This window comes from Novosphingobium sediminis, from assembly GCF_007991615.1.
Lineage (GTDB): Bacteria > Pseudomonadota > Alphaproteobacteria > Sphingomonadales > Sphingomonadaceae > Novosphingobium > Novosphingobium sediminis.
In genome coordinates this window covers 83,083-101,331 of record NZ_BJYR01000010.1, presented here as the reverse complement: position 1 = coordinate 101,331, position 18,249 = coordinate 83,083, and the positions used below count along the sequence as shown (strand labels likewise).

Below are 18,249 nucleotides of genomic sequence, written 5' to 3'. Positions count from 1 at the left end.
TATGCCGGAGAGCACACGGGTCTGGTTCAGCCAGACGCTCGAGACGGTTGCCATCTGGTGGCGGCTGGAACGGCGCGACGGGGTGACGCTGGGCTTCACCAGCCACGACAGGGACCTGTCCTTTGACGGCCTGCTTCATCGTACTGCGCCTGGGATGGTGCCTTCGGCCATTCGCCGGACAGCCGATTTCGAGGCCGACAGCGCCGAAGTGGCGGGTGCGCTCAGTCATGATTCCATTCGCGAGGAAGACCTTGCGGCGGGGCGGTTCGACGGGGGCTCGATTGCGATGGGGCTGGTCGACTGGGAAACGCTTGAGCGAATGACGCTTTATGCCGGCACCATCGGGGCAGTCGGCCATGAAGGGGCAGGGTTTTCGGCCGAGCTGCGTTCCGTGAAAGATCTTCTGTCGCGCCAGATCGTGCCGCGGACCGCGCCGACCTGCCGCGCGGAATTCTGTGCCGGCGGCTGCACGCTCTCTGCCCATGCGTTCACGCATCAGGCGACGCTAGCCGCCATTTCGGCGGATGGAGGAGCTGTGCGCGTGACAGGTGGGCCAGCAATCGGGCTGCTGGCCTTCGGAACACTGCGCTGGATCGATGGACCGGAAGCGGGGCTCGTCCGCCGGATCGAAGCGATCGAGGGGCCTTGGCTCATGCTTGATCGCACGACGGCTGCGGGCGTGAGTGCCGGAACGCGGATCGAGTTGCGCGAGGGGTGCGACCATACGCTGGGCACCTGCGCGGCGCGCTTCGGCAATGCCATCAACTTTCAGGGCGAACCGTTTCTGCCGGGGAACGATCTATTGACCCGCTATCCGGCAGCACAGCGGTGAACACCGCGCTTGCCGCGGCAGCCGCAAGCCTGATCGGCACACGTTTTCGCCTTCATGGCCGCGATCCTGGAACCGGCCTCGACTGCGTGGGCGTTGTGGCCGAAGCCATGCGTCGGGCGGGCAGCGAGCCGGTCGTGCCTGCCGGATACCGCCTGCGCACCGTTTCCGTGCACGGACTGCTGCCCTTTGCGCAGGCCAATCGCTTCAAGGCTGTCGCGCCATCGGACGCCGATGTGGTGCTGGTCATGGTGAGCCCGATCCAACCGCACCTTCTGGTCCGGACGGCAGGCGGCTTCATCCATGCCCACGCTGGCATAGGCCGGGTGACTTTCCTGCCGGATCCGTTGCCGTGGCCACCCACTGGTGGTTGGCGCGTGCCGACACCGCTGAACTCAACCGGGGACTGACATTCATGGCTACTTTGCTTCTGACCGCCGTCGGCACCGTATTCGGCGGCCCGATCGGCGGCTCGATCGGGGCGATCGTCGGTCGCCAGATCGACGGCGCAATCTTCGGCGGGGGGCGCAGGGTCGAAGGGCCGCGACTGAAAGACCTGACGGTCCAGACTTCGAGCTACGGCTCGGCACTTCCGCTCCACTTCGGCAAGATGCGGGCGGCAGGCAGCGTGATCTGGGCGACCGAACTGGTAGAACACAAGGATACGGCGAGCAGTGGCAAGGGCAGGCCGTCCGTCACCACCTATACCTATACGTCGTCGTTCGCTGTGGCCATCGGCAGCAGGCCGATCGCGGGAATCGGGCGGATCTGGGCGGACGGCAACTTGCTGCGCGGTGCAGGCGGCGATCTCAAAGTGGCCGGCAAGCTGCGCGTTCATCTTGGGCACGGCGACCAGGAAGCCGACCCGTTGATTGCCCAGGCGGAAGGCATCACGCAATGTCCGGGCTATCGCGGAATTGCCTATGCCGTATTCGAGGATCTGGCTCTGGCGGACTACGGAAACCGCATACCCTCGCTGACCTTCGAAATCCTCGCAGACCCGACCGGCACATCGATTGGCGCCGTTGCGCGAGCGATCCTGCCAGACGCAGCGGTAAGTCAGCTAGACGTAGGTCTTGCGGGATTCAGCATCGATCAGGGCTCTGCGGGAGACGCGCTTGCAGTGATCGCGGAGGCCGTGCCGATTGCTTGCGCAGTCTCAGGTGGCACACTGGCGATCCACGCGGCGGAACCCACCGGGCCTGCCTCACCCATCGCCCTGCCCAGTCCAGCCGCCGCGAACAAGGATGGTCGATCAACCGATGCCAAGGCCAGCGGTTGGTCACGCAAGCGCGAGCCCCTGCCCCGCGTGCGACAGTGCGGCGTGCGTTACTATGATGTGGCGCGCGACTACCAACCTGGGCTGCAACGCGGCATTGGCCGAAGCGAACAGGGCGACTTCCAGATCATCGAGCTTCCGGCAGCGCTTACAGCGGCCGATGCGCAAGTGCTTGCTGGCAATGCCAGCCGGCGCGCCACGCGCCCGGCTGATACGATCACGTACAGGGTTACCGAGATCGACCCTGCCATCGCCCCGGGTACATTCGTGAGCATACCGATCGCCTCCGGCCTTTGGCGCGTTGCACAGTGGGAGTGGCAGCAGGACGGGGTGCTGCTTTCGCTGACAGCAAGCCCATCAACCGGAGCTGCAACAGCGCCGACAACGGCCGCGACGGATCCAGGCCGGATCAATCCGCCGACGGACCTTGTCCAGACGCCGACCGTGCTCGAAGCATTTGCGCTGCCGTGGGACGGAACCGGAAGCGGTTTGACGTCCGCGGTCTTCGCCGCTGCATCGGGATCCGGCGGGGGATGGACCGGAGCAGCGCTGCTCGCTGATCTGGGTGGCGACGGAGGCGCGCTGACTTCAATTGGCTCTACAGGCCGGACAAGGGCCCGCATGGGCAGGACCTTGACTGCACTGCCCTCGGCATCACCCAATCTGCTTGATCGCCGATCGACCTTGGACGTGGTTCTGGCTGGTCTGGACCAGCAGCTTGCCGATGCCGACCTTGCCCAACTGCTGCAGGGCGCGAATCGGGCCCGGATAGGATCGGAAATAGCCCAGTTTGCTAGCGCGACGCCGCTTGGTGAGGGGGTGTGGCGTCTAGGCAATTGGCTGCGCGGCCGTGGAGGGACGGAATGGGCAGTAGGGTCACACCTCGCGGATGAACCATTCATACTGATCGACGACAGTCTGGTGCGCCTTGACCCTGCGCTGATCGGCGATCCCGCAACCACCCGAATCGTTGCTATGGGGCTGGGCGACGCCGCAGCGGTCAGCGTGCCAATCGAAGATCCGGGGGCGACGTTGCGTCCTCTCTCGCCGGTCCATGGCACGGCAGCATGGCGAGACGATGGTTCGATCGCGCTGACCTGGGTGCGGCGCGCGCGCGGGGCTCGGGCCTGGCTCAATGGTGTCGATACGCCGCTGAACGAGGAGTTCGAGCGCTGGGAGGTTACCATCGGAGATCCCGCCGCGCCCGTGCTGCTATGGCAAACAACAACTGCAGCGCTGGTGATCACGGCGGGGCAGGTTGCGGGGCTGCCAGCGGGTGCACCGCGTTATTTTGCCATACGTCAGATCGGGCGGAACGCCGCGTCCGTGCCGCTCCGCATCGACTTCCCCGGATGATACCCCTGAAAGGACAAGATCATGACCGACCCCTTGAGTTTCTCGTCCGCTTCGCCGCGGTTTGCGCTTCCCATGCTGTTTTCCGGGCAGAGCCAGAAGGAAGTGATTGTAAACGAGGCCCTGCTGGCCGCCGATGTACTGCTTCACCCCGCCATCGAGGCGGTGCTCTCGGCCCCGCCCGCAGCCCCCACGAACGGCCAGTGCTGGCTGGTGGGCGCAGGTGCGACCGGTGCATTTGCAGGACAGAGTAGCCGGATTGCAGCGTGGAGCGAGGGTGGCTGGCGTTTCATTGCCCCGCGCGAGGGTACGCGCGCCTATGATGTTGCGGCGGCGGCATACCGGATCTTTGCTGGCGGAAATTGGCAATTGGCGCCGGCTCCTGCAGCCCCGACCGGCGGCAGCGTGATCGACAGCCAAGCGCGAACTGCAATCGCTGCCATCATCACGACGCTGCGCAGTGCAGGTGTGCTTTCCTGACCCGGCATACCCCTAGGTCAGCGCCCAGGCAGTGGCGCGTGGAGTTTGGGTGATGTGGGATTGTTGCCTAGATGTCTTGTTTTAGTTGCCTTTTGGCAACATCCCGCACTCACGTTTGCTTGCAAGCAAAAACGAGAGCCGCTAATGGCGGGAGCACCCGAGGCATGACTTCGAATAAAGGGGAAATGAGAATGCGGAAACTGCTCGTGGGCTTGGCCCTGGCGTCGACGGCGCTCGCAACGCCGGCGCTCGCCAAGAAAGATTCCTGGTACGTCGAGGTCGATGCTGGCGCGATGGTCGTCGAAAAGACCGATCTGGCGATTGCTGGTGTGGCCAACGCCGCCACCCTCAAGAGCGATACCGGCTACGACATTGGCGGTATCGTCGGTTACGATTTCGGCGGCTTCCGCCTTGAAAGCGAACTCGGCTATCGCCGTGCACGCGCCGATCGCATCACCGACAGCACGGGCGCCATGGTCGACCGCGCTTCCGGTACGCTCGGCGGTCGCTCTCAGGCCCTCAGCTTCATGGTCAACGGCCTGCTTGATTTCGGCCCCGACGATGGCCTTCAGGGCTTCGTGGGCGCCGGTGCTGGCGTAGCGAACGTGAAGTATGTCATCTCGACGGCGGGCTTCGGCGGTGCCGACGATTCGGACACCAACTTCGCATGGCAGGCCGTCGCGGGCGTGCGTACGCCGATCTCCAAGCACTGGGACCTGGGCCTGAAGTATCGCTACTTCAGCGTCAGCAACCTCAAGTTCGTCGGCAATGACGCACTCTCGGGTCAGACCATTGCGGGTCGTTGGCGCTCGCACTCGCTGCTCGGGACTCTGGCTTACAACTTTGGCGGCGCTGAGCCGGCTCCGATGCCGGAACCGCCCGCACCGCCGCCGCCTCCGCCGCCCCCGCCGCCCCCGCCGCCCCCGCCGCCCCCGCCGGCTCCGGTTTGCAACAAGGGTCCGTACATCGTGTTCTTCGACTGGGATAAGTCGAACATCACGCCTGAGGCAGCGACCATCCTGGACAACGCAGTTACCGCCTATGGCAACTGCGCCAGCGTTCCGATCATGCTGGCGGGCTACACCGACCGTTCGGGTACGCCAAAGTACAACCTCGGTCTGTCGCAGCGCCGCAACGATGCGGTCCGCGGCTACCTGGGCGCCCACGGCATCCCCGATGGTTCGATCACCAGCCAGGCCTTCGGTGAAGCCAACCCGCGCGTTCCGACCGCGGACGGCGTGCGTGAACTGCAGAACCGCCGCGTGGAAATCACGTACGGTCCGGGTTCGGGCATGTAAGCGCCGGCGTTCAGCCGAAAAGAATTGGGGGGTCGGAGCAATCCGGCCCCCTTTTCTTTTTGCCATGACGACCAGGCAAACGACTCAGTGCAGGCGTATCACCGTGCAACCGAGCGGCAGCGAGGTGCGGCCTAGCGCTCGCGGCTGATCAAGTCGCGGCGGCACACTTCAAGTGCCACCAGCGCAAAGGGCACGACCACAAGGATGCCTGCGAGGCCGATGCGCAGATTGGCGCCAAACGCGCCCGAAATCTTGCCAGCCGCATAGGGCCCGAGCGCAAGGCCGACCATGGTCGCAAAAAGGAAGAACGCTGCGGTCGCTGTTGCACGAGTGGTGGCGGGCACGATGTTGACGATAGTTCCGGCGGCACCTCCCAACGCACAGCTGGCGAGGAACCACATGGGAAACACGCAAATGTAGACGACCGTGAGCGAATGGGTCGCCAGCATGATGCAGTTCGGCACGAGCGATGTCAGCAATGCCGCAATCACGACAAGGATACGCCGGGAGTGGTATCGATCACCCGCAAGGCGATCTCCCAGAGCGCCACCCGCAATGACTCCCAGCGCGCCGCCGACCGCCGCCGACCCTCCGACGATCAGCGCGACGGCACCGGCAGTTGCGCCAAACTCGCGAATCACCAGCGAAGGCCCGAACGCCGAGTTGGCATAAGTGATCACGCACATGAGGCCATAGCCAAGGTTGAGCCCGACTACGGACTTGGAGGCCCAGATCACGCTGAATGCCTCAGGATCATCGTGCCGAAGGGCGACGGCCCAGGAGGCGATGGCGTACGTTCCAATGCCAAGCGCAATCCATTGGGCTGGATCACCAATCAGAAACGAAAGTGCAGTGCCCAGCACGGCAAGTCCTGCGGCGATCGCAAGATTGCCGAGAAGAGCCCCATTACCACGCCGAGCCGCTGCCAGAAGTGTGAAGGGCGGTACTATCGCCGCCAGATCACGCATAAAAGCGGCAACCGTTGCGGGCTGTGTCGCCGGGCGCGGGGCATCATCTGCGGGAGCTGCTTCAAAGCGGCCACGGATAGGCTCTCTCAGGCTACGGACCCATAGCGCCAGAGCAAGGCCGGGCAGACCGACGGCAAGGAAGGCGGCTTGCCATCCGGCCAGACCGAATGGGCGTGCGTGGATCGGAAAGGCGTGGTTCCAGCCGCCCGCAATAGCTGTGCCGATGTAGAGCGAGAATCCGCCGCCGAGGTAAATGCCCGACGAAAAGATCGCGACGGCTGTTGCGCGGCGATGGGCCGGAAAATAGTCGCCCAACAACGAGTAGGAACAGGGACCAGCGGTCGCCTCGCCCACACCTACTCCGATCCGCGCTGCACCAAGTTGCAGGAAGCTGCGCGAGAGGCCCGAGAACGCTGTCATCATTGACCAAAGCGCAAGCCCCGCAGCTAGAACGCGGGTGCGCATCGCCCGGTCTGCCAATTTGCCGAGAGGAATGCCGAAAAGAGCGTAGAACACGCCGAACGCAGTGCCGTAGAGGAAGCCGAACTGGGCATCGGAGATGCCAAGATCGTGCTTGATGTCCACGGCGAGGATCGTCAGCAGCTGACGATCGACAAAATTGATGATGTAGACGATGACCAGAACGAACAGCGCGTACCAGCTGTAGCGGTCAACACCGAACCATTGCTTCGGCTTATCCGTCATCTCCATACTTGGTGCCATCCTCTATCCCGGCTGCATCGAATCCCGCGCGCCGTAGACGGCAGCTGTCGCACACGCCGCAGGCTCGACCATCGGGCAGCGGGTCGTAGCACGACCAACTGGCCGCAGGATCGAGCCCGAGACGGGCCGCTTCTTGCGCGATTTCGCTTTTCTTGAGGTGTTGGAGCGGGGCGTGAACCCGCACGGTACCGCCCTGATCGCCAAGCTTGGTGGCAACCCGCGCCAGATCTTCAAATCCGCCGATGAATTCGGGCCGGCAATCGGGGTAGCCCGAGTAATCGAGCGCATTTACACCGATAAAGAGGTCCGAGGCGCCGGCCGCTTCGGCCCAAGCCAGTGCCAGCGAGAGAAATACGAGATTTCGCGCCGGCACGTAGGTGACTGGAATATCATCACCCACGCCATCCTTAGGCACGGCAATGTCAGCAGTCAGCGCCGATCCGCCGAACTGGCGCAGATCGAGCGGGAGAATGACCTGACGTTCGACACCCAAAGCTTTCGCGATTCCCCGCGCTGCCTCGATCTCAACCCGGTGGCGCTGATTGTAGTCAATCGTCAGCGCAAGAATCCGAAAGCCTTGCTCGCGCGCAAGCGCTGCGCAGACCATGGAATCGAGCCCGCCGGACAGCAGGACAACAGCGAGAGGAGCTTGTTGGGAAACGGTTTCAGCGACCATGGCCCAGAGCTAAAGCCCTGCGCAGCGCGTGGCAATCCTCAGCGCGAAATCAGGAGGTACAGGTACCGACCCGGCGTACTTCCGCACGGAAGTTGAACGGCAACCCCTGTGCGATACCCTGTGTTTCGAGTTGCACCAACTGCGCACTCTCGTAACGGACGGATGTCTGCCCATAGCCGTTGCCCGGACACGTATAGTGAACCGTTACCGCGTCAGCAGTATCCTGCACCGTGAAGCTGCGGCAGGCTTCGCGCATGTGGCGGATCTGAATCAGGCGCCGGCCGCTCTCGATGCAGATCCGGCTGCGACCTCCGGCAAGATCGCGGTCACGTACTTCCCATTGACCCGGCTGCAGCATATCCAGCATGGCCAGCGATGGGCGCTGCGCAGCAAGCGTCGGCCCGGCGAACACCAGCAGCGCGAACAGGCCGGCGACCGCTAACCGGGATAGCCGGCGCGGTGACAAACCGGGAAAAGTGCGCAGCAGGCGGTCCATCTGACAAGCGCGTCCATGAAGCGCACTGGCACCATGCCAGCTCGCCAGCATCCAATATACGCAGAATCGGGCTGCGTTAAAGTGTTCTTCCGAAGCGACGAACCGAATCGGATAGATCAGTCCAGGTCGATCTCGAAAACGCGCGAGCAGAACGCACAATCGACGAGGATCAGGCCATCCTCGTTGCGCATTTCCGTGCGCTCCGCTGCGCCGAAACGCGACAGCACCGACCGGTAGTAGTCGCTGGTGCAGCGGCAACCCTTCACGATCTGTTTGCCTCGATCCACCCGAACTTCCTGCTCTTCGTGGAAGAGCCGCCACAACACGGTTTCCAGATCGAGCCCCGGATCGACGAGTTCGGCAGCAGAGACTGCACCGCCCATGATGCGCATGTGCTCCCATTCCGGGTGATCGAGCTGAACATGGAGCCGCTCGCGGCCTTCCTCGCCTTCCGGCAGATGCTGGATCAGCAGGCCACCAGCGACGCAGCCAGTGGCATCACTGCGAACGCCAAGGCGAATCAGCGTGGGAATCTGCTCCGATTGCACGAAATAGCTTTCGCATGCCGCCGCGATTGTTTCGCCTTCCAGCGGAACGATCCCCTGATAGCGCTGGCCGGTTGCCGCCAGATCGAAGGTGATCGCGAGGTAGCCGTTCCCGAATAATGCATGGAGCGTCGGGCTTGGCCCGAGCTCATCGAGCCGGGCCCGATCAAATCGCACATAACCGCGCAGCTCGCCGGCCCGGTAGTCACACACCAACAGATCGACAACGCCTTCCTGCGTCTGCGCCTGCATCGTCAGTTGGCTCTCCTCATCCTTGAGCAGCGAACCGAGCAGCGCAGCCAGCACCAGCGCCTCCGCCAGCAGGCTGCGGATCGGAGCAGGATAAGCATGCGCCGCGATCACATCGTCGAGCACCGGACCAAGCCGCACCATGCGCCCGCGAGCATTGCGCTCAGGCACTGTGAAGGCCAGAATCTGGTCAAACCCGGTCGTCCCTGCGGATGCACTGCTGTCCGACATGATCAGATCTGCCCGAAAGCCCAGCGCAGGACCGACTTCTGGGCGTGGATGCGATTCTCCGCCTCGTCCCACACCACCGATTGCGGCCCGTCGATCACCTCGTCGGTCACTTCCTCACCGCGATGGGCGGGCAGGCAGTGCAGCAGGACGGCATCGGACTTGGCTTGCGCCATCAGGCCGGCATTGACTTGAAACGGAGTCATCGCAGCCAGCTTGGTTTCGGCATGCGCCTGCCCCATCGAAATCCACGTGTCGGTCACCACGACATCAGCACCGCGCACAGCATCCGCCGCATTGCGGAAGATATCAATCCGCGCTCCGCCCGCACGGGCCGCGGCAATGAACGCAGCATCGCTGTCGTACCCGTCAGGCACGCCAATGCGGACATTGAACTTCATCAGCCCCGCCGCCTCGACGATCGAATTGAGCACGTTGTTGCCATCGCCAAGCCAAGCGACTTCGAGGCCGGGCAGCGCCTTGCCATGTTCCAACAGGGTCTGCAGGTCGGCAACGATCTGGCAGGGGTGCGACAAGTCAGTCAGGCCGTTGATGACCGGCACGCTGGCATAATGCGCGAGTTCTTCCAGCTTCGCATGATCGTCCGTGCGCAGCATGATCGCATCGGCCATGCGGCTGAGCACGCGGGCCGTATCTGCGATCGTCTCGCCGCGTCCGAGCTGGGTGGTCCCGGCGTCCAGCACGACGCTGCTGCCACCAAGCTGGCGAATCCCGATATCGAACGAGACTCGCGTGCGCGTCGAGTTCTTCTCGAACACCATGGCAAGCACCCGGCCGGCAAGCGGAGCATCGGCATCGGGCAGCCCCTTCGGCAGCCCGCGCCGTGCGGCCTTGCGATCCATCGCATCGCCAAGGATGGCGGCGAGGGCATCGCCGCCAGCATCGCTCAGGCTGAGGAAGTGCCGGGTCATGCCGGCACAGCTTCAGCCGCGTAACTTGCGGTTGCGGCGGAGAGCTTCTCCATGAACTCCTCGATGTGGCTGTCATCGATGACCAGCGGCGGCAGGACGCGGAAAGTCATGTCACCCGCGGCCACTGTGAGCAGCTGGTGATTGTCGCGCATGTGGGCGACAAACGGGCGCGGCTCGATCTTCATCTTCACGCCGAGCATGAGGCCCCGGCCGCGGACGAGTTCGAACATATCCGGGTAGTTGCCGATGAACTGCTCCAGTCGGCCGCGCAGGCGCTCCCCCTTTGCCTTGACCTCTTCGAGGAAGGCCGGCTCAGCAACCACGTCGAGCACCGCCTCGGCAGCAGCCATTGCCAGCGGATTGCCGCCATAAGTGCTGCCATGCGTGCCGATCACCATACCGCGCGCGGCCTTTTCGGTTGCTAGGCAGGCGCCGAGCGGGAAGCCTCCACCGATGCCCTTGGCGCTCGCCATGATATCCGGCGCAACCCCATACTGCTCGTAAGCATACAGGTCGCCCGTGCGGGCCACACCGCACTGCACTTCGTCGAAGATCAGCATGAGGTCATGCTCGTCCGCCAGCGCACGCAGGCCCTGCAGGAACTCGGGCGAGGCATCGCGAATACCGCCTTCGCCCTGGATCGGCTCAACGAGGAAGCCTGCCGTGTGCGGGCCGATCGCCGCCTTGGCGCCTTCGAGATCATCGAAATCGACATAGCGGAAACCTTCGAGCAGCGGCATGAAGCCTTTGTGCATCTTCTCCTGATTGGAGGCGCTGATCGTGGCCATGGTCCGGCCGTGGAACGCGTTCTTGAACGTGATCAGTTCATAGCGCTCGGTGTTGCCCGCGTGTTGGTGATAGGCGCGCGCGGTCTTGATCGCGCATTCGACAGCCTCGGCGCCCGAATTGGTGAAGAACACCGTATCGGCGAAGGTGAGGTCGACGAGGCGCTGGGCGAGGTGCTCACCCTGCGGGCTGCCGTAGAGGTTGGAGACATGCATCAGCGTGGCGGCCTGCCGCTGAATCGCGCCGATCAGGTGCTCGTTGCTGTGGCCGAGCAGATTGACCGCGATGCCGCTGGCGAAATCGAGATAGCGCGTGCCGTCTTCGCTGATCAGATGGCAGTGCTCTCCGCGCACCGGACGCACGCCGCACCGGGGGTAGACGGGCATCAACGGAGTGATCGACATGACACGGTTCCTTCCTGCTTCGGCTCCCGTTTCGTCGGGAGTGTTGTCGTAAACGACAAATGGCGACCCCGGAGGGCCGCCATCTGAAAATGTCGGTGGCACAGTCCTTCGACCTGCAGGCCGAAGGACAACGCGCCGCTATCAGTCTTGTCGGGGCACCAGGTTGACCGCCGAGTACTTGCCCCGACGATCGACCTCGAGATCGAACTCGAGCTTGTCGCCCTCGTTCAACTCGCGCATCCCCGAACGCTCGACCGCACTGATGTGCACGAACGCATCCGGCTGGCCATCATCACGGGTGATGAAGCCGAAGCCCTTCATGGCGTTGAAGAACTTGACCGTGCCGGTCGCCTTCTCGCCGGTCAGCTGGCGCTGGGGCGCGGCGGGCTTGGCCGCAACCGCGATCACATCGCCAACAACCTGAAGATCGGCTGCCGAAATCTTGCCGCCGCGATCAACAAGGTTGAACTCGAGCTGCTGACCTTCAGCCAGACCTTCAAGGCCTGCGCGTTCAACCGCGCTGATGTGGACGAACACGTCTTCGCCGCCATCTTCACGCTGGATGAAGCCGAAGCCCTTCTGGGAATTGAAGAACTTGACGACGCCCTTGCCGGTGCCGACAACCTGCGCCGGCATTCCGCCGCCGCCGCCACCGCCGCCGCGCGGGCCACCGAAGCCGCCACCGCCGCCACGCGGGCCGCCGAAGCCGCCACCACCGCCGCCGCCGAAGCCACCGCGATCACCGCCGCCAAAACCGCCACGGTCGCCGCCGCCGAAACCACCACGACCGCCGCCGCCACCGAAGCCGCCGCGATCAAACCCACCGCCGCCGAAACCACCGCCGCCGCCGCCGTAAGGGTCGAAGCCGCCCTCGTCACCGAAACCATCGCGCTTGTCGCGTCCGCGACCCCGCCGCCCTCTGTCAAAACCCATAAAAACCAATAAACCTTCGTTCCGCCCCTGCTTTCCTGGGTGCCGTAAGCCGGACGCGGCTGCCGACGGCACAACAAGGGAAATGCGCGAGACTCTGCTCGCCTGATCCTCTGCGGTTAAGACTATAGCCAACAAAAGGCTCAAGCGCGAACGGATTCGTTGTTGACCAAGACTTGGCGCCGCTAGGGTGTGGCCTTTCTACCATGTTCCGGCGGCACTTGCCCTTGCCGGAGGCTTTCGGCAAAGCGGAAGCGAACAATTTGCCGTGGAATCAGCGCACCACGAAGGTGAGCAGCCAGCAATGGCAATGAAGAGAGAGCGCCCCATGTTTCGCAAGATCGACGACAAGACTTTCGCGAGCCCGCAGATCGAGCTTTCCGACGTGGCTGAAGCGCAAGCCATGGGCATCGGAATGATCATCAACAACCGGCCCGAGGACGAATCTCCCGACCAGACCCCGGGTGCCGAGATCGAAGCGGCCGCCAAGGCAGCCGGCATCGCCTATGTCGCCATTCCCGTGACCCATGCCGGCTTTTCGATGCCGCAAGTCGAGGCGATGCAGGCCGCTTTGGCGGAAGCGGGTGACAAGCCGGTACTGGCCTATTGCCGTTCGGGCACGCGCTCTACGTTGCTTTGGGCGCTTACGCAGGCGCGCATGGGCATGGCTCCCGACCAGATTGCAGCGCATGCGGCGGGAGCAGGTTACGATGTCAGCCCGATCATGCCCCAGATCGATTTCCTCGCCGCACAAGCGCGCTGAGGCAGGCTGCCAAGACCATGTCACTGGATGCAGTTCTTGCAGTCCCCGGCGCGAGCATCGCTTTGCAGGCCATCGGCTCGCTGATCGCGGTATTGCTCGTCTTCGTGCTCGTCCGTGCGCTCGGCATGGGTAGCGACGTGCGGATCGCTGACGAATTAGAAGCGTGCGCGCTTGCAGAAGAGGCCCGCTGCGGGTTCGATCCGGTCGAAGTCGCGCTGGACCGCGCACGCATCGGGGCGCTGCTGCGCAACGCTGCCGGCGAAGTGATTCTGATCCGCCGACACGGTGCACGGTTCGCGGCGCGTGTGCTGTCCTCGCATGCAGGCGTTCGGCTTGATCGCGGCTTCCTCACGCTTTCGACCGACGATCGCCATTTCGGCAGCATCACGCTCGATCTGGGCGAAAAGGCTCAAGTCTGGGCCGCCAGCCTGCGCCGCCTTGGAGCGCGCGCGTGAACGAAACCCTTGCCGCACTCCTTGCAACGCTGAGCACGCCGATCACCCATCCGATCGACGTGATCGCCTATGCCGTGCCAGCCTTCGTCGCGCTGATCCTCGTCGAGATCGCCTGGGCGCGCCGCCATGCGCCGCAGGCTTACGAAGCGCACGACATGCTCACTTCGTTGCTGATGGGCCTCGGCAGCACGATTGCGGGCGCACTGGTCGCGGGCGCGATCTATGCAGGCGCCGGCTGGCTCTATGCACACCGCGTCGCCACGGTGCCGTTTGCATGGTGGTCGTGGGTGGCGGTGATGCTGCTTGATGATTTCAACTATTACTGGGCCCACCGGACCGGGCACCGTGTGCGCTGGTTCTGGGCGGCACATGTCAACCACCACACCAGCCAGCACTATAACCTGAGCACCGCGCTTCGGCAGACCTGGACCGGCTTTATCGCACTGTCGTTCGCGTTCCGCATCTGGCCTGCGTTTCTGGGCGTGCCACCCGAAATGCTGCTGACGGTCGGCGCGGCCAACACGGTGGGTCAGTTCTGGATCCACACGGAGGCAGTGCACCGCATGCCCGCGTGGTTCGAATGGGTGTTCAACACGCCGTCGCACCACCGCGTTCACCATGCGACCAATCCGCTCTACCTCGACCGCAATTACGCCGGCGTGTTCATGTTCTGGGACCGGATGTTCGGCACGTTCCAGCCCGAACTGGACGAGGAGCCCGCGCGCTATGGCGTGATCCGCCAACTCGGCACCTTCAATCTCCTCCACAGTGTGTTCCACGAATGGAAGGGCATGCTGAAGGACTTTGCGGTCGCGCCTTGGCGCTACAAGCTGGCTTATCTGGTCCGCGAACCCGGCTGGAGCCACGATGGCAGCCGCGATAGCAGCGACACGATTCGCGCGCGCTGGCTGGAGCGTAATGGCGATCTAGCGCCCGATGAGCCCCAGCGCATGGCGGATGAAGGCATCGCGGTCAGCCACCCATAGCATACCATCCGAGAGGCGCGGGTTCACGTAGGTCCACCCGTCTCCGGAATAGACCTTGCCGAACGTTCCGCGCGTGCCGAACGCCAGTGAAACGGCGCGCTGCTCGCCGCGCAGGGTCATGCCCTCCCCCACGATATTCGGAGTCCCCGGCGTAAAGCCGCGCCCCCATGGGCGCAGCGCGAAGACGTAGGGTTCGTTGCGGAAGCTGCGGACCTCGGTGTTGAAGAAGACCGAAAGGTAGACCTTGTCGAGCACGCCCAGCGCTGCCGGAGGCATCCGCCAGTCGGACGTTGCGATCACCGGCCACGGGTAGTGCTGCGGATTGCCGTAGAGGATTTCGCTGCGCAGATCGACGAGCGCATCGCGCGGTTCCTGTAGCGGCTGCACGCGCTCGATCCTGAGGTTGTTTGCCCAGGTGAACCCGAACGAGGTCGCATCGATGAGCGGCATCGCAGAAGGCGAGCCCCGACCCGGAGCGTTGGAGACCGCCACGCCTTCGTAGACGCGCAGGTAGGCCTTGTCCTTCAGCTGATGTCCGCTCGCGACATTGCTCCAGCCCTGCTGCCCCTGCCAGCGCACATTGCGGAAGTGCGAGACCAATGTGCCATTGATATAAGTCGAATGCTCCTGATCGGCATTGGTGCCGACATTGCCGGAAATCTCGCTATCCTCGGCGTAGAGCATGGTTTCCCCGCTCGGCACGAAGATCGCATTCTTGCCGCCGAACAGGCGGGAGCGGCGAATCACCGCAGTAAACAGGCCCGGTGGCGCGCCCCCGTAGGTCTCCAGATGGAGCGCTCCCATGGGTTGGATTGCGCCCGGAAAATCGAGCGCGATGTCGCGCATTTCGAAGTGGATCCGCGCGCGGCCCATATCCAGCGCACGCAATCGCAAAGTGGCCCACTGGTCGCTGCTGCGGAATGTCACCGGTTCACCCGGCGCCGATGAGCGGAAGATAAACTGCGTACCATCGAGATTGCCGACGATATCGGGCAAGCTGGGCGCGAACGGATAAACGCAGGGGCGACCAGCGCGGTCGCGAGCTTCGTAGACGAATTCGAGGCCGCCCTCCGCCCGCCCATAGAGCGAGGCGACGTCGTTGCCCTGATATACCTCACGACCGGCCGACTGCGATGCGTCGCACTTTACGAAGAAGCGATTGGCTGGCCGGCGCAGCCCGCGCATCGGCATGTAAAAAGGGTAACTCGCATCATGCGCGGCATATTCGGCCGGCGTATGCGGGGCGGGCAGGTCTTCCGGCACCACGGGCTGAAGCGGCGGCGCCGCCGCTCCGTGCGGCGCGGTCTGGGCGCTTGATTCGCTGCCGAGCCCGCTGCAACCGATCGTGCCGAGAACCGCCAGTCCGGCTGCCAGCCCCAACGGCAATCTCATGGCGATCCTTCCGGCCACGGGCAGGCTCGCCCGCATTGGTTCAACTCGCGAGGCGCAGGGCGGTGCCGACCGTGTCGGCGTCCGGCTGATCGGGCCAGATCCCGCGCGTGTCGTAGACCACCTTGCCGCTGCGTTCGGCGAGCGGCACGACCTTGAACACGTCGTGGTCGACCAGCACGACCAGCAGGTCGCAAGTCTCCAGCGCATCGTCGAGATCGATCAGGCTCGCGCCGGTATCGGTGAACTCCACCGGCAAAGCTTGCGCGTAAGGCTCCACGATGTTGACGCGGCCCGCATACTTGCGGGCGATGCGCGCTGCAACGAAGCGCGCCGGGCTTTCGCGGAAGTCGTCGATGTTGGCCTTGAAGGCGAGGCCGAGGCAGGCAATTCGTGCCTCGGGATGCGCGTCGATCAGCTGCGTGACGCGCTCGATGACATGATGCATCTTCTGATCGTTCACGCCCCGCGCGGCGCGGATCAGCGGCGTATGTTCAGGCGCGCTCGCCACGATGAACCAGGGATCGACGGCGATGCAGTGCCCGCCGACGCCCGGGCCCGGCTGCAGGATGTTCACGCGCGGGTGGCGGTTGGCCAGCCGGATCACCTCCCACACGTCGAGGCCCATGCGGTCCGCCACGATCGAAAGCTCGTTGGCGAACGCGATGTTCACGTCGCGGTAGGCGTTTTCGACCAGCTTGGTCATTTCCGCAGAGCGCGCATCGGTGGTGACGCAAGTCCCGCGGACGAAGCGCTTGTAGAACGCCAGCGCCTTGCGCGCGCAGCGCGGAGTGATGCCGCCGATCGAGCGATCGTTGTTGGTGAGTTCTTCGAGAATGCGGCCCGGCAGCACGCGCTCGGGGCAATAGGCAATCGAGACGTCCGGCGTCTCGCGGGTGAGGCCAGGGAACTTCAGGTCGGGCCGCAGCCCAGCCATCAGATCGCGCATCATCTCGGTCGTGCCGACAGGGCTGGTCGATTCGAGAATTACCACGTCGCCCGCCTTCAGCACGCCCGCCACTTCGCTGGCGGCTGCCTGCACGTAGGACACGTCCGGCGTGTGGTGACCATCCTTGGCGAACGGCGTCGGCACCGCGATCACGAAGACGTCGGCAGGTTCGATCTGCGTCGAGGCGCGCAGCAGGCCGCGCTGGACGACACCCTGCACGAGGCCGTCGAGATCGACTTCCTCGATATGGATTTCACCGCGGTTGATCGTGTCGACCACGCTCTGCGTCACGTCGAGACCCAGCACCGGGCTGCCGGAACGGGCGATGATCGCGGCAGTGGGAAGTCCGATATAGCCCAGGCCAACAACGCAGACCTGCGGCTTCACATCACCGTTGCCGATTTTAGCGGACATTCCCCAAGAGCTCCACGATACGCCGCGCAGCGTGCCCGTCCCCGAAAGGATTGTGCGCGCGCGCCATTGCCGAATAGGCAGCCTTATCGTCGAGCAGGGTAAAGATTTCGGAAACTATCCGGGCGGTTTCGGTGCCCACGAGCCGCGCCGTGCCGGCTTCCACGCCCTCTGGCCGCTCGGTTGTCTCACGCATCACCAGCACCGGCTTGCCAAGCGCGGGCGCCTCTTCCTGCACGCCGCCGCTGTCGGTCAGCATGATCTCGGCGAGGCTCAGCAGCCGGGCGAAATGCGGATAGTCGAGCGGTTCGATCAGCGCGACGTTGGCAAGTCCGCCGAGCGCGCCTTCCATCACCTTGCGGACATTGGGATTGGGGTGGACCGGGAAGATGAGCGCGACGTCCGGGCGTTCGGCAATCTGCCGGATTGCCTCGGCAATCGCTTCCAGCCCGCCGCCGAAATTCTCGCGCCGGTGGCTGGTGACGCCGATGATCCGCTTGCCCGCGAACCGCTCCTCAAGATCGGCCAGCCCCTCCGCCAGTGCGGGCTCAGCCTCGATCTTCGCGCTGACCCACTGCAGCGCGTCGATCACCGTGTTCCCGGTCACGTGAATGGCGTCGGCGCTCACGTTTTCGGCGCGCAGAGCTGCCGCCGATGTCTCGGTCGGCGCGAAATGAAGCGCGGCGATCGTCCCGATGATCTTGCGGTTCACCTCTTCCGGCCAGGGGTGATAGATATTGTGGCTGCGCAGACCGGCCTCGACATGGGCAACCGGGATCTTGCGGTAATACGCTGCCAGCGCCCCCGCCATCGCCGTTGCTGTATCGCCCTGCACAACCACCCAGTCCGGCTTTTCAGCATCCATCACGCCGCCAAGACCGGTCAGAAGCGCGGCGGTCAGCCCGTCGAGCGTCTGGTCGGGCTTCATCAGGTCGAGATCGTGGTTAGGGACAATGCCGGCAATCGTTAGCACCTGATCGAGCATGCCCCGATGCTGCGCCGAAACGCAGGTCACCACCCGAAAGCGCGGATCGGCGGCGAGCGCGTGCACCACCGGGAACATCTTGATCGCTTCCGGCCGCGTGCCGAAGACCACGAGAATCGTCTGTGTCATGCTCTG

18 protein-coding genes are annotated in these 18,249 nt (G+C 64.2%); 8 read left to right on the top strand and 10 right to left on the bottom strand.

Annotation, left to right across the window (positions count from 1 at the left end):
* The first annotated feature begins 1 nt into the window (after window position 1).
* From NSE01_RS07805 to NSE01_RS07785, 5 genes are all read left to right on the top strand, one after another.
* Window positions 2–832, top strand: a complete 831-nt coding sequence (locus NSE01_RS07805) for a phage/gene transfer agent baseplate hub protein (protein WP_147159034.1) — start codon at window positions 2–4, stop codon at window positions 830–832.
* Window positions 829–1,239 (top strand): peptidoglycan endopeptidase, encoded by a 411-nt coding sequence (locus NSE01_RS07800; protein WP_147159033.1) that lies wholly within the window; start codon window positions 829–831, stop codon window positions 1,237–1,239. The genes NSE01_RS07805 and NSE01_RS07800 overlap by 4 nt, the downstream gene beginning before the upstream one ends.
* Before the next feature lie 5 nt (window positions 1,240–1,244).
* Entirely contained in the window at window positions 1,245–3,464 is a 2,220-nt protein-coding gene (locus NSE01_RS07795) for a phage tail protein (RefSeq protein WP_147159032.1), read from the top strand.
* A gap of 21 nt (window positions 3,465–3,485) precedes the next feature.
* Window positions 3,486–3,941, top strand: coding sequence for a DUF2793 domain-containing protein (locus tag NSE01_RS07790; RefSeq protein ID WP_147159031.1), 456 nt, complete (start codon window positions 3,486–3,488; stop codon window positions 3,939–3,941).
* 191 nt (window positions 3,942–4,132) lie between these two features.
* A complete protein-coding gene (locus NSE01_RS07785; protein ID WP_147159030.1) occupies window positions 4,133–5,239 on the top strand; it encodes an OmpA family protein in 1,107 nt (368 codons plus the stop codon).
* A 131-nt stretch (window positions 5,240–5,370) separates the two neighbouring features.
* Here the strand turns inward: NSE01_RS07785 and NSE01_RS07780 are convergent, their stop codons facing one another.
* The 7 genes from NSE01_RS07780 to NSE01_RS21865 all read right to left on the bottom strand — a co-directional run bounded on the left by NSE01_RS07780 (window position 5,371) and on the right by NSE01_RS21865 (window position 12,179).
* On the bottom strand, window positions 5,371–6,918 hold the full coding sequence (locus NSE01_RS07780) for an MFS transporter (protein ID WP_246135092.1): 1,548 nt from the start codon (window positions 6,916–6,918) through the stop codon (window positions 5,371–5,373).
* Window positions 6,902–7,606, bottom strand: a complete 705-nt coding sequence (gene queC, locus NSE01_RS07775) for a 7-cyano-7-deazaguanine synthase QueC (protein ID WP_147159029.1) — start codon at window positions 7,604–7,606, stop codon at window positions 6,902–6,904. Before queC ends, NSE01_RS07780 begins: the two co-directional genes overlap by 17 nt.
* A 49-nt stretch (window positions 7,607–7,655) precedes the next feature.
* Window positions 7,656–8,102 carry a DUF3617 domain-containing protein gene (locus tag NSE01_RS07770; RefSeq protein ID WP_246135091.1) on the bottom strand — a complete coding sequence of 149 codons (447 nt, stop codon included), beginning with the start codon at window positions 8,100–8,102 and terminating at the stop codon, window positions 7,656–7,658.
* A gap of 116 nt (window positions 8,103–8,218) precedes the next feature.
* A complete protein-coding gene (hslO, locus tag NSE01_RS07765) occupies window positions 8,219–9,127 on the bottom strand; it encodes an Hsp33 family molecular chaperone HslO (protein ID WP_147159028.1) in 909 nt (302 codons plus the stop codon).
* A gap of 2 nt (window positions 9,128–9,129) precedes the next feature.
* The gene (argF, locus tag NSE01_RS07760; RefSeq protein ID WP_147159027.1) at window positions 9,130–10,056 is read right to left on the bottom strand and encodes an ornithine carbamoyltransferase; all 927 of its coding nucleotides are present in this window, start codon (window positions 10,054–10,056) and stop codon (window positions 9,130–9,132) included.
* Window positions 10,053–11,246, bottom strand: coding sequence for an aspartate aminotransferase family protein (locus tag NSE01_RS07755; RefSeq protein WP_147159026.1), 1,194 nt, complete (start codon window positions 11,244–11,246; stop codon window positions 10,053–10,055). The genes argF and NSE01_RS07755 overlap by 4 nt, the downstream gene beginning before the upstream one ends.
* Window positions 11,247–11,387: 141 nt before the next feature.
* Window positions 11,388–12,179, bottom strand: coding sequence for a cold-shock protein (locus tag NSE01_RS21865; RefSeq protein WP_147159025.1), 792 nt, complete (start codon window positions 12,177–12,179; stop codon window positions 11,388–11,390).
* Between the two features lie 325 nt (window positions 12,180–12,504).
* Between NSE01_RS21865 and NSE01_RS07745 the strand changes: the two genes are divergently transcribed.
* From NSE01_RS07745 to NSE01_RS07735, 3 genes are read left to right on the top strand one after another with little or no spacing between them, the layout of a single operon-like run.
* Window positions 12,505–12,939 carry a protein tyrosine phosphatase family protein gene (locus tag NSE01_RS07745; protein WP_147159098.1) on the top strand — a complete coding sequence of 145 codons (435 nt, stop codon included), beginning with the start codon at window positions 12,505–12,507 and terminating at the stop codon, window positions 12,937–12,939.
* Window positions 12,940–12,956: 17 nt separating this feature from the next.
* Window positions 12,957–13,394 (top strand): hypothetical protein, encoded by a 438-nt coding sequence (locus NSE01_RS07740; RefSeq protein WP_246135090.1) that lies wholly within the window; start codon window positions 12,957–12,959, stop codon window positions 13,392–13,394.
* Window positions 13,391–14,380, top strand: coding sequence for a sterol desaturase family protein (locus NSE01_RS07735; protein WP_246135089.1), 990 nt, complete (start codon window positions 13,391–13,393; stop codon window positions 14,378–14,380). The genes NSE01_RS07740 and NSE01_RS07735 overlap by 4 nt, the downstream gene beginning before the upstream one ends.
* Here the strand turns inward: NSE01_RS07735 and NSE01_RS07730 are convergent.
* Genes NSE01_RS07730 through wecB form a run of 3 tightly spaced genes read right to left on the bottom strand, consistent with a single transcriptional unit; the run spans window position 14,321 to window position 18,243 of the window.
* A complete protein-coding gene (locus tag NSE01_RS07730) occupies window positions 14,321–15,772 on the bottom strand; it encodes a hypothetical protein (RefSeq protein WP_147159024.1) in 1,452 nt (483 codons plus the stop codon). The genes NSE01_RS07735 and NSE01_RS07730 overlap by 60 nt on opposite strands.
* A 40-nt stretch (window positions 15,773–15,812) precedes the next feature.
* Entirely contained in the window at window positions 15,813–17,132 is a 1,320-nt protein-coding gene (wecC, locus tag NSE01_RS07725) for a UDP-N-acetyl-D-mannosamine dehydrogenase (RefSeq protein WP_147159023.1), read from the bottom strand.
* The gene (gene wecB / locus NSE01_RS07720) at window positions 17,122–18,243 is read right to left on the bottom strand and encodes a non-hydrolyzing UDP-N-acetylglucosamine 2-epimerase (RefSeq protein WP_147159022.1); all 1,122 of its coding nucleotides are present in this window, start codon (window positions 18,241–18,243) and stop codon (window positions 17,122–17,124) included. The genes wecC and wecB overlap by 11 nt, the downstream gene beginning before the upstream one ends.
* Window positions 18,244–18,249 lie beyond the last annotated feature (6 nt).